This is a genomic window from Xanthocytophaga agilis (assembly GCF_030068605.1).
Taxonomy (GTDB): domain Bacteria; phylum Bacteroidota; class Bacteroidia; order Cytophagales; family 172606-1; genus Xanthocytophaga; species Xanthocytophaga agilis.
The window spans coordinates 48,953-65,182 of the sequence record NZ_JASJOU010000011.1; the positions used below are offsets into that span (position 1 = coordinate 48,953).

The 16,230-nt window shown below is 38.5% G+C and carries 13 protein-coding genes; 6 read left to right on the forward strand and 7 right to left on the reverse strand.

What is annotated here, in order from left to right; all coding sequences use genetic code 11:
- Nucleotides 1-33 precede the first annotated feature (33 nt).
- Together QNI22_RS26350 and QNI22_RS26355 are read right to left on the reverse strand one after the other, a co-directional pair.
- The gene (locus tag QNI22_RS26350) at nucleotides 34-645 is read right to left on the reverse strand and encodes a sigma-70 family RNA polymerase sigma factor (protein ID WP_314515299.1); all 612 of its coding nucleotides are present in this window, start codon (nucleotides 643-645) and stop codon (nucleotides 34-36) included.
- Nucleotides 646-723: 78 nt separating this feature from the next.
- Nucleotides 724-1,056 carry an ArsR/SmtB family transcription factor gene (locus tag QNI22_RS26355; RefSeq protein WP_313982454.1) on the reverse strand — a complete coding sequence of 111 codons (333 nt, stop codon included), beginning with the start codon at nucleotides 1,054-1,056 and terminating at the stop codon, nucleotides 724-726.
- 436 nt (nucleotides 1,057-1,492) lie between these two features.
- On the opposite strand from QNI22_RS26355, the gene QNI22_RS26360 reads away from it, so the two are divergent.
- The 4 genes from QNI22_RS26360 to QNI22_RS26375 all read left to right on the forward strand — a co-directional run bounded on the left by QNI22_RS26360 (nucleotide 1,493) and on the right by QNI22_RS26375 (nucleotide 8,013).
- Nucleotides 1,493-1,948, forward strand: a complete 456-nt coding sequence (locus QNI22_RS26360) for a response regulator (RefSeq protein WP_314515301.1) — start codon at nucleotides 1,493-1,495, stop codon at nucleotides 1,946-1,948.
- A gap of 123 nt (nucleotides 1,949-2,071) precedes the next feature.
- Nucleotides 2,072-5,881 carry an ATP-binding protein gene (locus QNI22_RS26365; RefSeq protein WP_314515304.1) on the forward strand — a complete coding sequence of 1,270 codons (3,810 nt, stop codon included), beginning with the start codon at nucleotides 2,072-2,074 and terminating at the stop codon, nucleotides 5,879-5,881.
- A gap of 10 nt (nucleotides 5,882-5,891) precedes the next feature.
- On the forward strand, nucleotides 5,892-6,338 hold the full coding sequence (locus QNI22_RS26370; protein ID WP_314515306.1) for a response regulator: 447 nt from the start codon (nucleotides 5,892-5,894) through the stop codon (nucleotides 6,336-6,338).
- A 115-nt stretch (nucleotides 6,339-6,453) separates the two neighbouring features.
- Nucleotides 6,454-8,013, forward strand: a complete 1,560-nt coding sequence (locus QNI22_RS26375; RefSeq protein ID WP_314515307.1) for a GH3 family acyl-acid amido synthetase — start codon at nucleotides 6,454-6,456, stop codon at nucleotides 8,011-8,013.
- Here QNI22_RS26375 and QNI22_RS26380 read toward each other — a convergent pair.
- Nucleotides 7,965-8,564 carry a hypothetical protein gene (locus QNI22_RS26380; RefSeq protein WP_314515310.1) on the reverse strand — a complete coding sequence of 200 codons (600 nt, stop codon included), beginning with the start codon at nucleotides 8,562-8,564 and terminating at the stop codon, nucleotides 7,965-7,967. The two genes, QNI22_RS26375 and QNI22_RS26380, sit on opposite strands and share 49 nt — an antisense overlap.
- Before the next feature lie 310 nt (nucleotides 8,565-8,874).
- Between QNI22_RS26380 and QNI22_RS26385 the strand changes: the two genes are divergently transcribed.
- The gene (locus QNI22_RS26385) at nucleotides 8,875-11,271 is read left to right on the forward strand and encodes an ABC transporter permease (protein WP_314515313.1); all 2,397 of its coding nucleotides are present in this window, start codon (nucleotides 8,875-8,877) and stop codon (nucleotides 11,269-11,271) included.
- Between the two features lie 115 nt (nucleotides 11,272-11,386).
- Here the strand turns inward: QNI22_RS26385 and QNI22_RS26390 are convergent, their stop codons facing one another.
- Nucleotides 11,387-12,358 (reverse strand): phytanoyl-CoA dioxygenase family protein, encoded by a 972-nt coding sequence (locus tag QNI22_RS26390; protein ID WP_314515314.1) that lies wholly within the window; start codon nucleotides 12,356-12,358, stop codon nucleotides 11,387-11,389.
- Between the two features lie 151 nt (nucleotides 12,359-12,509).
- Between QNI22_RS26390 and QNI22_RS26395 the strand changes: the two genes are divergently transcribed.
- On the forward strand, nucleotides 12,510-13,352 hold the full coding sequence (locus QNI22_RS26395) for an AraC family transcriptional regulator (protein WP_314515317.1): 843 nt from the start codon (nucleotides 12,510-12,512) through the stop codon (nucleotides 13,350-13,352).
- Nucleotides 13,353-13,403: 51 nt separating this feature from the next.
- Here the strand turns inward: QNI22_RS26395 and bla are convergent, their stop codons facing one another.
- The 3 genes from bla to QNI22_RS26410 all read right to left on the reverse strand — a co-directional run bounded on the left by bla (nucleotide 13,404) and on the right by QNI22_RS26410 (nucleotide 16,184).
- Nucleotides 13,404-14,147 carry a subclass B1 metallo-beta-lactamase gene (gene bla / locus QNI22_RS26400; RefSeq protein ID WP_419836246.1) on the reverse strand — a complete coding sequence of 248 codons (744 nt, stop codon included), beginning with the start codon at nucleotides 14,145-14,147 and terminating at the stop codon, nucleotides 13,404-13,406.
- A gap of 183 nt (nucleotides 14,148-14,330) precedes the next feature.
- Nucleotides 14,331-15,185 (reverse strand): glycoside hydrolase family 16 protein, encoded by an 855-nt coding sequence (locus tag QNI22_RS26405; protein WP_314515319.1) that lies wholly within the window; start codon nucleotides 15,183-15,185, stop codon nucleotides 14,331-14,333.
- A gap of 87 nt (nucleotides 15,186-15,272) precedes the next feature.
- On the reverse strand, nucleotides 15,273-16,184 hold the full coding sequence (locus QNI22_RS26410; RefSeq protein ID WP_314515322.1) for a PKD domain-containing protein: 912 nt from the start codon (nucleotides 16,182-16,184) through the stop codon (nucleotides 15,273-15,275).
- Nucleotides 16,185-16,230: the final 46 nt, after the last annotated feature.

The window sequence follows — 16,230 nt, forward strand, 5'->3', positions numbered from 1 at the left end:
GATAAGGATACTTAGTATATATATTGGTAGGAATCAAACACAGGTCTTGGTAGTACATTTTCTTTCTTCCAGAAATCCTTGCAATGTCTCACAATCTGGTTTTACTTCAAAGAAATCAATCTGACCCAAATTATCTATTTTCAGGTAAAAACATTCATGCAATAATTCTTTCATCAGAACTCTTGATCGTTGAATGCGTGACTTGATAGCGGGCAAGCCCATTCCCAGTTTTACAGCGATTTCCTTTTGAGGTGTACCTTCCAGATCCATTGCCAGTGGGATACGATACATCTCAGGCAAACATGAAAGAAGTGGTTCCACATATTCGGACATGTCTCCATATGTATTTATATCGGAATTATTCACTGGAACAGCAACCGTTTCCAGATCAATGTACTTTCTATTACTTCGGTAATAGTCAGTAATAGTATTCTGAGCTATCTGAAAAATCCACGAACGGAGATTCTGGATACCTGCTTTTTCACAGGAAAATTCGTACCGTTGGCAATACGTATAGACCTTATAAAAGATCTCTTGTAAAAGATCTTTGGCATCGTCATGACAAGCAACCCTTTTACGCACAAAATTTGTCAACAGTTGGTTGTAGTCTTTCCAAAACTTAGGAGTATCATAGGGTCCGTACATACCTAATCCTTTTATATTGTAATATTACGATAAAACAGAATCAAAAAAAGCCCCATAACCGGGGGAACACTAAAATTCTTAGGAACAACATTTCTGATTAACAGATAAAGCTGTAAACAAATCATCGACCAGATGCTTCACTTGACTCCAGGTTTCCTGATTAATACAATAACAGATACTTGTTCCTTCGATTTCACCCTTGACAAGTCCTACACTTTTCAATTCTTTCAGATGTTGCGATACAGTAGGTTGAGCAAGAGGTAGTTCTTCCACAATGTCACCGCAGATACAAGTATCTTTTTCGATAAGAACCTGTAAGATTGCTATACGTGCAGGATGAGCCAAAGCTTTAAATATTGCGGCCAGTTGGTTCTGTTCTTGCGTAAAAAATTCTGTTTTAGTAAGTCCCATAACAACAAAGTTCAAACAAAGTCAATTGCTTCATTGCAATATTACGATTAATATATTTAGGGAACAAGATAATAGATGAAAAAGATCCTTTGTACAATAAATAGTGAGCAATCTTATTAGAGAAATCACAAGTTGAGATGTAAATATTTCTAACACTCAGCAGCTTTCTTATTTCCAACTACTTATGAAAATAGCCATTACTAAATATGACAGTTAATCTCAAGGAACACTTTTTTAGGGAAATATCATCCTGTGGTAGATTGATACTGTATGTAGATAATATAAAGATAAATATTTCACATAAACCAACAACTATACGACAACTTATTGCTGTGTTTTTCATATAAACAAGCTTTTTCTACTATCTTTCAAACGGTTAAAAAAGAAAATAATAGAGTAAATCAAAATTATTATTATTACTTAAGCTAATGAGCAGATGAGTATAAACATCGGAAAAAGATTTTTGATTGTCGATGATGACAGTGATGACAGAGAACTATTTAAAGAGGCATTAACAGCAGTCGAACCCGAAGTAATTCTTTATAGTGCAGCAAATGGACAAACTGCGATAGAGAAGTTAGCATCTCAGTCTATAGATCAGCCTGACATTATCTTTCTTGATTTGAATATGCCAGTTATGAATGGATGGGATTGTCTAAATCAATTAAAATCCATTCGGGAATATAAAAATATACCTGTTATTATTCACACAACATCATCTCATACTCAGGATAAACAACTTGCAAAGGAACGAGGTGCAATTTGCCTGTTTACCAAACCGGATGACTTCAAACGCTTAAAGGCAATACTGGAAATAGTTGTTGAAAAGATGAATAAAAAAGCTGTGGATTCTATTTGTGAGGCAGTATACAAATATTTACAGTTGCTTTGAAAAGAGATAACTATACCTATTATACTCAGAGCTTTCTTTTGTAATCAATCTATTGCATTGAAAAGATCTTACAGCAAATGATTACAAAAGTATGCTCTATTATTACCATTTTTCATTTGATTTATGGAGACATCTCCCCCTTTCAATACAATAACTAATACACCTGAATTTTTGTCAGGAGGAGGTGAGTTGGGGCAACTTATCAGAACATATGATTGGTCAAAAACCTCGCTTGGCCCTGTAGAAACCTGGCCACAAAGTCTGCGTACTTGTATACGGATTATGCTAACATCTCGCCAACCGATATGGATTGGCTGGGGTAAAGAACTTATTAAGTTTTACAATGATCCTTATAAAGCTATTGTAGGAGGAAAACATCCCTGGGCCCTGGGTTCTCCTGCTTCTGTTGTCTGGAAAGATATCTGGCGGGATATAGAACCTATGCTTAAACAAGTAATGGAAAAAGACGAAGGGACCTATGTCGAATCTCAATTACTTATCATGGTTCGTAATGGGTATCCTGAGGAAACATACTACACATTTTCCTATACTCCCATTCCTGGTGATGATGGAGGAACAGCCGGAATGATTTGTGCCAATACCGATGATACAGACAGAATCATCAGTGAACGTCAACTTAAAACTCTAACTCAACTGAGTTCAGGACTCACAGATGCCAAATCAAATAGGGAGGTTATCAGAGAGACGATATCCACACTTAGTGAAAACAAACATGATTTTCCTTTTGCGCTTTTTTATCTTCTGACAGATGACAAAGCCACATTTGTTTCGTCAACGGAATTAGGTGAATCTATAGAGATTGTACCTAAAGAGATCAATCTGAGTTTACAATCTCCTGTATCTGAGCTTTTACACGAAGTGGCCTTAAGTCGCAAGCCACAGGTTTTAGAGCAATTACAAGATGTTATAGGAGTAATGCCAACCGGAGCATGGGAAATTTCTTCGGATAAGGCAATTATTCTACCTATTGTACAACCTGGTGCGAAAGATCCTTATGGATTTTTGGTAGTAGGTTGTAATCCCTATAGGCTGTTAGATGAAAAATATAGTGGATTTTTTTCCCTTGTAACAGATCAGATTGCCACAAGCTTTAGTAATGTGCATATGCTGGAAGAGGAACGAAAAAGAGCAGAAGCTCTGGCAGAAATAGATCGTGCCAAAACTACATTCTTTTCCAATATCAGCCATGAGTTTCGTACACCGCTTACATTACTGTTAGGTCCTATTGAGGATACTCTCAATGACGAAGAAACCAATGCACGAAATAAGTCTCGCATGGAGGTTGCCTACCGGAACATACTGCGGATGCAGAAACTGGTCAATACGTTACTCGAATTTTCCAGGATTGAAGCAGGACGGGTAGAAGGTAAGTTTACGAAAGTAGACATTATAGCTCTTACTACTGACCTGGCAAGTACGTTTCGTTCAGCTATAGAAAAAGCAGGAATGGAATTGAAGATTACTTATGATTCCATTACGGATGAAGTCTATGTAGACATCGATATGTGGGAAAAGATTATTCTGAACCTGGTATCCAATGCATTCAAATATAGTCACAAGGGAACTATCAGCCTTCATATTGCACAAAGTGGCGATACTATTCAGGTGTCAGTTGCAGATACAGGGATTGGTATACCTGAGGAAGAACTGGAAAAAATCTTTAGCCGCTTTCATCGGATTGAAAATATTGAAGGGCGAAGTCAGGAAGGTACGGGTATTGGTTTAGCGATGGTTCAGGAACTGGTCAAAATACACAAAGGATCGATTTCTGTAAGAAGTACTCGTGGTGTTGGTTCTGCATTTACAATTGTCTTTCCAACCGGAAAAGATCATTTGCCGGAAGATAAGATAACTCAAAGTGTTACCTATGAGCTTGCTTCTCTACAAACAGAAGCATTTGTGCAAGAAGCCTTAAAATGGCTGCCTCAATCAGAATCTTCTTTAGAACAGATTACTAATCAATCTACATGGCATACAGAGTCAGAATCTGCGCCTACAGCCGAAACCTATAAAAACCAGATTTTGCTTGCTGATGATAATGCTGATATGCGGGATTATGTACAACGATTGTTATCAGATCAGTTTACAGTCATTACCGCTACTAACGGTGAAGATGCATTATATAAAATGCTTCAGTTTAGGCCAGAACTTCTCATTTCAGATATTATGATGCCTAAAATGGACGGTTTCGAATTACTAAAATGTATACGCAACCATCCGGATATAAAAAATACACCCGTTATCTTCTTATCTGCCCGAGCGGGCGAAGAAGCAAAAGTAGAAGGCTTGAATGCCGGGGCAGATGACTATCTGGTAAAACCATTCTCAGCCAAGGAATTACTTGTACGGGTTAGTAACCATATCCGTATCAATCAGATACGTCGTGCCACAGAGCAGCAATTCTACCTTCTTTTCAGACAAACGCCTGCTATCATTAATGTATTGAAGGGTCCTGAGCATCGGTATGAATTTTTTCATCCAAAAAACAAAGAACTTTTTGGTGATAAAGACTTTACCGGGCTTACTGTTAAAGAAGCCCTACCAGATCTGGGACAAGATGCACTCGAGCTTCTGGATGAAGTATATCGTACAGGAAAGACTATCAATCTACAGGAAGCGCCTTTGACAGTAATAAATGAACAGGGAGAATCTTCTACGAAATACCTGAACGTTATTTATCAGCCATGGTATGCTCTCAAAGGGGAGATACAAGGTATCCTGAATTTTGCGATGGATATCACCGAAACAGTTCAGAATCGCAAAAAGATAGAAGAAAGTGAACAATCACTGAATGAACTCGCCAATGCCATGCCTCAACTGGTATGGGTATCTACTCCTGATGGGGAAATTCAGTATTTTAATAACCGGATTTCAGAATTTGCAGGAGCACATAGACTGGAAAATGGCAATTGGTTATGGCAGGATTTAATTCATCCTGATGATCAATCCGAAACCAATCGTCTGTGGCAGGAAGCTGTTACACACCATACTACTTTTCAACACGAACACCGACTTCAGATGAGTAATGGAATCTATCGCTGGCATCTAAGTCGGGGCATTCCACAAAAAGATGAGCAAGGGAATGTAACGAAATGGTTTGGGACAACTACTGACATTCATGTGTCACGGGAACATGCCACCATACTCGAAGCTGAAGTCAAAAAACGCACATTGGAATTACAAATGTTAAATATATCTCTTCGAAAGTCAAATGAAGACCTGCAGCAGTTTGCCCATGTTGCCAGCCACGATCTAAAAGAACCGGTAAGAAAGATCAAAACTTTTAGTGGTAGACTTCAGGATGAATACAGCGATTCCCTTCCGGAACAAGGAAAACTCTTTCTTGAAAAAATACGCAATGCCACAAATCGGATGACGTCTATGATAGATGGAGTATTGGCCTATTCCAAGTTAAATGCAAATGAACAACACTCAAAACCTATTGATCTGAATGAAATATGCAGACATATTAAGACAGATCTTGAATTGTTAATTCAACAGAAAAATGCCATTATTAACTGGGAGTCCTTACCTGTTATTGAAGGAGCTGCAGTCTTGATTTATCAGTTGTTTTACAATCTTATTAATAACGCACTTAAATTTTCCAGCCCTGACAGGCAACCTGTTATTTCCATTTCTAGTATAATCGAGAAAGACAATAGTATCGATTTTGCCAATATACGAATTTCAGACAACGGAATTGGCTTTAATCAGGAGAGTGCAGAGGATATATTTAATATCTTTACCAGGTTACATTCCAAAGATGTATATGAAGGGACCGGACTTGGATTGGCACTTTGTAAAAAAATAGTAGAAAGGCATCATGGCCATATCCATGCTTCATCCGACAACGAAACAGGAGCTACCTTTACAGTATGTCTGCCTCTGAAACAAAATGAAGAAAGTATTTAATGAAAAAATTATGTCCAAAAGCTTTTTTTTAATAGATGACGATGCGGATGATAGGGAGTTGTTTGCAGAAGCATTATTGTTAGCAGATCCAACAGCAACCTGTTATACAGCTTCCAAAGCAGAAGAAGCACTCAAAAAACTGAAATCAGGTGATAGCTCTGTTCCTGATTTTATCTTTCTGGATATCAACCTACCCGATCTTAGTGGCTGGGAGTGTTTGATTCAGTTAAAAAGTATGGCAAAGTATAAACAGGTACCTGTTATAATGTATTCTACCTCTTCTCATGAAAGAGATGTAAAAATTGCTGAAGATCTTGGAGCCTTTTATTTCTTAACAAAGCCTGACGATTTCAAATATCTGCAGAACTTTCTGACTATTATAGTTCAAACACCACTTCCAACTTTAAAAGAATCTCTTCAGAGCGAATCTAGACGGATCAATCAGAACATAAATTAATCTTACATAAGGCTTGAGTATTATTTTCCCTACTCACTGATTATCAAATCTTAACCACTAGCAAGGCATTACTTTTGTTAAGGATTATAGTAAATAATTTAACAACTATAATCTTATGCCTGTTATTGGTGCACTATTAAAAAAACTGATTGAGTTTAGCGACACATTTGTCAATGAAGGCAACCCTGCTGAAGCACAGGAAAAAGTTTTACGTGCATTACTGGAAAAAGCCAAAGACACTGCATTTGGTCAGCATTATCAATTTGAAGCTATATTGGCAAGTCCATCTATTTCAGATGCATTTGCGGCAAGAGTACCCTTTCATAACTATGATAAAATGCATAGTGAATGGTGGCATAAGGTATTGGCTGGAGAAGCTGACATTACCTGGCCGGGAAAGCCTCATTATTTTGCATTAAGTTCAGGTACTACCAGTCATAGTAAGCATATTCCTGTAACAGATGAGATGCTGGCCTCCATCCGGACCTCTGCGATCAGACAAATCATGAGTCTGTCAGAATTTAATCTTCCACCTTCTTTTTTTGAGAAACAGATTATGATGCTTGGATCAAGCACACATCTTAAAGAGAAAGAAGATCATAAGGAGGGTGAAATCAGTGGAATCAGTGCCAGCAATATTCCTTTCTGGTTCAGGAGTTATTACAAGCCCGGTATTGAAATATCCAGTATTGATGATTGGGATACCCGAATTGAACAGATTGCTCAACATGCGAAAGAGTGGGATATTGGTAGTCTGTCAGGGATTCCGGCCTGGATAGAACTGATGCTTAAGCGTGTGATTGAATACCATAAAGTAGATACTATTCATGATATATGGCCTAACCTGATGGTATATGCCTCCGGTGGAGTGGCTTTAGGTCCATATAAAAGTAGTCTGGATAAACTATTTGGACGCCCGATGATTTATACAGATACCTATCTGGCATCAGAAGGGTTCCTGGCCTTTCAGCATCGTCCAGATACAGAAAGTATGCGTCCTGTTTTTGACAATGGCATCTATTTTGAGTTTGTACCTTTTGAAGAAAATATCATTCAGGAAGATGGAGGTATAGACCCTTCTGCTAAAGCTATCTCTATTGAATATGTTCAGGAAGGAATAGACTACGTTTTGCTTATATCAACAGTATCCGGAGCATGGCGCTATATGATTGGAGATACCGTGCGATTTACAGATAAAAGTCGCTATGAATTTATCATCAGTGGAAGAACGAAATTCTTCCTCAATGCTGTTGGTTGCCAACTGTCTGTTAATCAAATGGAACAAGGGATTCAGGAGCTGAATCAGCATTTTTCCATGGACATTACAGAATTTACAGTAGCAGAAGTACGTAGAGATGGACAATTTATTCACCAGTGGTATGTTGGAGCCAATACAGTTATAGACAATGAACAAATAGCAGTTCATTTGGATCATACATTGTGCGAAATCAATAAAAACTATGCAGTAGCTCGTAGTCGTGCATTGAAAGATGTGAAGGTCACTGTTATCCCTACACAGCTATTTCATGACTGGAATGCAGCTACCAAAAAGCTTGGAGGACAAACCAAAGTACCTCGAGTAATGAAGGAACAACAATTTAATGAATGGGAAGAATTTGTAAAGTCTCACTCAGAAGAAGTAACCAATGCCATGACATCATCCGGTGACAAATAAAGTCGCCGGATTTTGTTCTTATACCATGATGGCAGTTCGGCATGATCCAGAACAAAGTTTTTAGTAGCCAGAATATAGTTAAGTAGTCCCCTCTTTACGGCATAGGTGTCGGCAACCCGTTCAGCTTTACGAATATACTTTTTAGAGAATACATATCCGGCACCAAATCGGGCCATTCCCAGTCGACCCCGATACAGGTAGTCCATTACATGTCCAAGTTCATGTCCGATCCAGCCAATCAGAACGTCTTTGGGCAAGTCTTCGATCTTCATGTGGGTTTTGCTCAGATGAAAATATCGACTTATGCGGATGATATAATGCCGACGATGTTTTTTTCTGAATAACGTTCGTGCTTTAGGCTGTGCCTGCATAATTGACGAACGAATATTCTCAACATAAACAAAGTCGATCTGAGTATCTTTTAGTTCAGGAAAATACGACAATGCAATCAGTATCTCCTCTCTTAACTCATCAGGTATCAGCTTTTTATGAGTAAGAGATTCCCAGTCTATTGACTGAGAGTGAGATAAGTGTTTAGTAGGTTCCAACATACTCCATCAAATAAAAATCTAAACATCAAATCGCTTAAAGATACACAACAAATCCGATACCTACTGTTTATTTGTCAGCGAAGATACATATTTAACATTTTTTGAACGTCCTAAAGCGTACAGGTAGTGTTCGGTTTTGATACACATAACCTAAGGTATTGTTACTTCGATAGCTCTTAGTATCATTACACCCTATTTTTAATATTCTGGCAAGAGATTTGTGTTTGCGACTTTTAACAACTTGCTGTATTTCTTTCAGTAGCACAGACAACTATTTCTGAGTAAACATCCAAACCTATCTTCTATCTATATGGTAAAGAACTACTTTATTCTTTCCTTACGTAATCTTGTTCGTAACAGGGTATATAGCCTCATTAATATTGCAGGACTTACGATTGGTCTGGCAGCAGCTATGCTGATCGTATTGTATACCAAAGATGAAGTCAGTTATGACCGCTTTCACACTCATCAAGACCGTTTATACCGGATAGTCAGTGATGATGTCACACCTAATGGCGATGTAGCAGGTAAAAGTACAATTACGGGTTATCTGCAAGGACCAAAGTTTCAATTAAACATTCCTGAAGTGTTGTCTTATGTTCGATTTCATTCTACTCAACTGGATGTTAAACAAGGTACAAAGGTTAAGTCACAGGAGATCTATCTGACAGATAGCAGCTTTTTCAATGTATTTTCCTTTCCATTACTCAAAGGAAATCCAAAAACAGCACTGCAACATCCTAAGTCAATAGTATTGACGGAAGAAATGGCTCTCAAACAATTTGGCACCACTGATGCTCTGGGTAAAATAATGCAGATCAAAGACAAGGAGACCTTTGAACCCTATACAGTTACCGGCATTGCTCAAAAAAGTCCTCAAAACTCATCTATTAAGTTTGATATCCTGATGCCTATGATGGTAACTGCAGAGGAAATACAGGATAAAGAAAACTGGTTCAACATGTTTCTGAATACGTTTGTTCTGGTAGCACCCGGAACAAATATATCTACTCTTGAAGCCAAAATGAATAAAATATACTTAGGAGATGCAAAAAATGCAATCCAGAGTATACGTGAAAAATACAATGTAAAAAACACCACATATTACAGACTTCAACCTTTTACTGACATGCATCTCAGTAAGGAACTACCAGTGGTGAATGGATTGCAGGATGGTAGTAATCCCATGTTCTCTTATATTTTGTCTGGTATTGCCTTATTTATCTTACTCATCGCCTGTATCAACTTTGTGAACCTGACACTAGCCCGATCACTCAAACGAGCCAAAGAAATTGGAGTACGTAAAGTGGTAGGTGGTGGCAGAAAGCAACTGATTATGCAGTTTATGGGAGAATCGTTTGTCTTGTGTTTCATTGCGTTTGGACTAGCGATAGTATTGGTTCAGCTTACTCTTCCTACTTTCAATCAGTTAGCTAATAAAGCACTTTCTTTATCTTACTTGTTGGATATACAACTTATATTAACCTATATTCTATTATTTTTACTTACGGGAACACTAGCAGGCTTCTACCCTGCTCTAGTGTTGTCCAGCTACAATCCAGTACAAACATTGTACAACCGGTTTCAGATCTCAGGAAAGAATTATCTGCAGAAGTCGCTTGTAGTACTACAGTTTTCTCTTGCTTCTTTTCTAATAATTGCTACTCTCACAATCTTTGACCAATTTTCCTATCTGACTCATAAAGATCTTGGCTACGATGATCACAATCTGATTACTATTCCTAAAAACAGTTTGACTCGTACAGAAGGCAAACTGTTAAAAGAACAACTATTACTTAACCCTGCAATCGAAGATGTTGCTTTAAAAAACAGAGGTAGTTGGGGTACTAGTGCCAGAATCAATAAAGATCAAGACATTCAGTTTTCCTATGAGACAGTAGATGCGACCTATTTACCATTATTACACATTCCTGTTATTAAAGGACGTAACTTCTCAGGAGAACTATCTACAGATTCTACAAAGTCTGTGTTAGTCAATGAAAGTTTTGTAAAAGAGGCTGGCTGGAAAAATCCTATTGGCCAGGAAGTCAATTTTTGGTATAATAACAATGAGAGATATACAGTAGTAGGCGTTGTAAAAGATCATCACTTTAGCGCTCTAAATGAAAAGATCCGGCCTCAACTATTCACGATGAAGCCCAAGAATCAATATGGTATGGCATTTATTAAAATCCGACCACATACAGAAACTGCCAGTCTTCAGCATATTGAGAAAGTATTTAAAAAGCTATTTCCCATTAACCCTTATATATATACATTCAGGGAACAGGAGAACCTCAAAAACTATGAAACTGAAGCGAAGTGGAAACAAATTATGTTATTTGGAGCTATTCTCACCATATTTATCTCCTGTATAGGATTGTTTGGTCTGGCTACTCTATCTGCTGAAAAACGTACGAAAGAAATTGGTATCCGTAAGGTATTGGGTGCCAGTGTAGCCAGTATCGTTCAATTACTTTCCATGGATTTTATAAAACTGGTGGGGATTTCCTTTGTATTCGCCTTTCCAGTAGCATGGTTCGCTGCAAACAAATGGCTTGAAAACTATCCTTATCGAACAGATATTGGCTGGTCAATCTTCTTACTCACAGCAGTTCTGGCAATGACAATTGCACTGCTAACAGTAAGTTACCAGGCTATCAAAAGTGCATTAGCTAATCCAGTAAAATCACTACGTACAGAGTAAAAATCCGACTTGGTCAGAAATATAAGGACATCCTAACCTGTAAGATGTCCTTATATTTTTTAGGCACATTTGTACTTTCTAAACCATAGAAAAAATCAAAGTAGTTTACCCGACACTACCATTTATCTAGTCCCAGGAGTTTACGGCCTAAAGGAGATAATTCTGCAGTGCTGTATCTGGTTTGTTCCCAACCTCTGGGATCGCCAGGAAAGGCAAATCCTTCAGGAGCTTTTCGTTCTCTCCAGGAAGAAATACGCCATTGACGTAAAGCTTCATTTTCCTCTTCAGCGGGCATCATAGAAATATACTGTGCCATACGTACTTTATTTACACTTGTATTGGCCCGGATACCATGTGGCTGCGTACTGTTGAAGATCAGCAAATCACCGGCTTCCATAGGAACCTTTACAATTTCAAAACCTGTTACATCCGGCTTAAAGTGATCCCGGTCGGCAGGTTGAGTTAACTTCCAGGTATCGTAGGTACGATATAGTTCCGGTATACACTGAAATCCACCCATATTGGGATCTGTTTGGTCAGCTAATGCCAGTACGCCCTGTACATTCTGAGGTTTGGTTTCCGGATCATAATCCCAGTGAATAAATCCCTTGTACTCATGCCCAGGCCGGATAGGAAAATTCAGATTGGCTCTATCAATAGTTACCCATAGCTTTTCCGTTCCCCAGATGTCTGCGAAAGCCTCATGTACTTTTGGATATTGCCGGTTATCCCAGAGATATTGGTGATTATATACTTCTACCATACCTGTATTGGTCAATTCTTTCATTTTCATTTCTGACCGGGCTGGCGCATACCAGGTATCAGGGTTAGCAGGATCTTTTTCTTCAAATTCCCATAAGAAGTTTGCCAGTCTTTCTACCTGCTCTTTCGGTACGGCATTCTTAATTACTATATATCCATTGTGAATCCAGAATTGCCAGTCCTGTTCACTTAGTATCCGCAAAGGCTGACCATTACTTCTGTCATTAAGTTTTATCTTACTGGTAATTGCAGTAGATGGATTGCCTGGTATATCCTTGTGCGCATTATCAGGAACCATAGTAGGAACCATTGTCTGTATTTGCATATAACCTGATGTTTAGGAATGATAGAATAGTTCAAAGGTAGCCTTACTCCTATCTCTTTTCATCCACTCCTATGACCATCTTTTGCTCTCTATTGACTATCTTACAGAATCATGGCTACACAACAGTATGTTCACAGAAAAATACAGAGATATGAAGATACAGAAAGAAGTGGTTATACCTGATCCGGGTAAATCTTTCAAGCTATTTCAGCCAAGCCTGCGCAATTACTTTTACTGGCATTATCACCCCGAATACGAATTGGTATTAGTAGAAGCATCTACGGGTATACGCCATGTAGGACAGCATATTTCCAGCTACATGGAAAGTGATTTGGTACTGATTGGGCCTAATATACCACACTTAAACTTCGATTATGGCATAGAAACTGAGTATAAGCAAATAGTAATACAGCTAAAAGAAAACTTTCTGGGAGATGCCCTACAACATACCCCCGAGTTTGCCCCTATCCAGCATTTGTTTGCCAGAGCGTATAAGGGTTTGTCTTTTACAGGAGAGACAAAGAAAACTGTCACTGAAAAACTCAGAGAGATGCAAAATCTGAAACACTTTGATCAGTTGTTACATCTACTGGAAATCTTTCAGATTCTGGCTTTGTCTCAGGAAGTAACAGAACTCAACGATCAGGACACCAGTATCAAACTTTTCTTAAATGATAAGATTCGGATGGGAGCTATTTATAAATACATTCATAGTCACTACCATGAAGCCACAGATGTAAACGTAGTAGCATCTAGTGTAAATCTCAGTACAGCTGCCTTCTGTCGGTATTTCAAGAAACAAACACGAATGACATTTACAGACTTTGTCAATCACTATAGGATTACACAATCCAAAACGCTGTTGCTACAAGAAAAATCCATATCAGAAGTCTGCTTTGAGGTAGGATTTGAAAGTCTATCTTATTTTAATAAACTTTTCAATAAAATTGTTGGAGAGAATCCTTCTGCTTTTAAGAAGCGGTATAGTAAATGAGAGATGCTAGCTACTACTTACAATACCGCTTCTTCAGTATAACTATTTCTGTTACTTTTTCTCAAATAGTTTAATAGTATAATCCAACAGCTCTGTTCCGCCAGACTTACCATGTCCGGGAATAATAACTTTGGTGCCAGGATACTTTGCTTTAACCTGTGTTACTGTTTGAGACCACTCGTTTACATTTGCATCTGCCAGATTGCCTTTGCCTGCACCTACCTCCTTAATCAAACAACCACCAAACATGATCTTTTCATCAGGGAAATAACCAATTACATTATCTCTGGTATGTCCTTCGCCCAAAAACTCTGTAATTACCTTTCGGCTACCTACTTTTAGTTCAAGCTGTGAATCAAATCCATTTTGAGGAAGAGTTACATTCTGCCTCCGGGCAAACTGTATAGTCAGATTATTGGCAAAGGAAGGAATACCTTTTTTATGAAATGCGTCCAGTCCTCCTAAACAATCATCATGGAAATGAGTCGGGATAATAGCTTTGACCTTACAGTTCAGGCTATCTTCTATCCATTGTATCAGTTCTTCAGAAGATTTAGTATGGGCAGGTGTATCAAATATGATGGCTTCCTTTTTATCAACCACAATCATTCCATTGCAAGCTACCTTACCAAAACTCTCTGTATTCAGAAATGAGATATGCTGATATACATGTTCAGCAACTTTTTGGACAATCAAGGTTTCAGTAGTATGGATTGGCGAATTCTTTGCAACTTTGGTAGAATGGCAGGCCAGAAGACAAAACGTCAGAAGTATGCTCAGAATGTATTTTATCATGTGTATGGTGTAAGGGAAGAAAAAATTATTGTGCTCTAAAGATATAACTTTTCAGCATCATCCATTAGCTGAAATGATGCGGTTATACATGTCTGATAACAGTTTGTTGCAGAGCCTTCCTAAATAAAAAAGCACGGTAAATATACCGTGCCTTTCCATTTAAACAGCCAATAGAGAAAATCTCTACTTTTCAATCATTTTATATACCCGTACGTAATCTACTTCCATTGATGCAGGAAAAACATCCGGATCGACGCCCTGTGCTCCACCCCAGTTACCACCAACTGCCAGATTCAGCAACCAGTGAAATTTTTTGTCAAACGGCCATACCGAAGATCCTTTTCCTTCATTGACAAATTCAAAGATTAGCTGGTTATCGATATATCCGCGTACTGCATAGGGAGTCCAGTCAACACGATACAAATGAAATTCAGTACGGGCATTGTCTATTATTCTGGAACTTGTTCTCTGGGTACCGATGCTATGGTTATAAGCCTGCGTATGTACAGAAATATGCACACGGTCAGGGTCATATCCCACATGCTCCATAATATCAATCTCACCAGACTTAGGCCAATCGCCATAAGCCCAGTCTGTAGGCAACATCCATATAGCAGGCCAGGTACCTTTTCCAGAAGGAAGTTTAGCTTTAGCCTCAAATCTTCCATACAGAAAATCACCTTTTCCCCGGCTAACCAATCGGGTAGAGGTATACTCACGATTTTCCAAAGTTTCTTTTCGGGCAGTAATAGTCAGTTTCCCATCTGCTACACGGGCATTTGTTTCCTTATCTGTATAGTTTTGAAGCTCATTATTGCCCCAGCCACTACCTCCCAGATCATACCCCCATTTGGAAGCATCCGGTTTGCCTGTATAGTCAAACTCATCTGCCCAGACTGGATTTGTCTCAAACGTCCAGCCTTTGTCTACAGGTGTCGGTATTTCTGGAATCGTAATTACCGGAAAAGAATCATCTTTGGAGCCACAAGCCAGAATGCTAAGACATGCAGCTATAGTGAGTATACTTGCTACTTTCATTGCTTATTAAATTTCAGTCCAAATGATTTTAAGTATGTATAGAATATCCTGTATATGGTCACTCCAGACTTAGTAACTACAATTCGTTTACTTTGCTTTAAATGTAAATTTCCACTGACCCCAGCTATAGGCTTTGCGAAGGACCATTTTAGTCTCAGTCATTTCCAGAATGTCATAAGTAACTACATCGTTTGGAACTGCCGTGATCTCAGTCTCACCAACTTTATACAGTGCCATAAAAGCACCTTTACCATTTACCTGAAGCTTATTTCCTCCAACAATTTTAAATGTATGATTTCCAGACCCCCAGGCACTATACTTGGAGGGAATTTCAGACATTGCATGACAGCCAACAGGTAATCCCATATCATTTGGCCACACTTTACCACTTTCTTCATCCACACCAAAGGTATTCTGGTTGGCAAATACGAAACTTCCATCTTTGGAGAAAGTATATGTATCATCAAATACACATGCTCTGGAACCTGTTACCTCATTTGCGCCATTGGCCCACCACTGATTTCCACTGAGCTCTCCTACCCATAACGAACCCGCAGCAGGTTCAAGAATCCACGTTTTGTTTGCACATCCTGTAAGCAATGCTTTCTTACCTGCACAACCATCCGGATCGTCTTGGGTTACCTTAACAACCTGTTCCGTTTGGCCATGCCCACCTTTGCCTAGTACCATTAGTTTTATAGTATAATCTCCCATATCAGCAAAGTATGCCGTATCTACTTTGTTTCCTTCCACAAAATCTCCATCTCCTTTATCCCATTTGTAGTAAAAGGTATTATCAGAAGTGCTGGTTAATAAAAAAGTATTTGTTTTTCCTGCTATAGGTGTAACAGTAAATTCACCTGTAGGGGCAGGGCCAATGTCTTCTGTTGCAGAGTCAGGAACACAGCCGTTAAGTAAGCTTAGTATAGTCAATATACAAACTGGCTGATATAGTCCTGAAGTAAACCATTTGTAAAATTTGGATCTATATGTATTCATTGTGATTTCATATTAGGATTGTGAGAACACTCATGAAAATTATCCA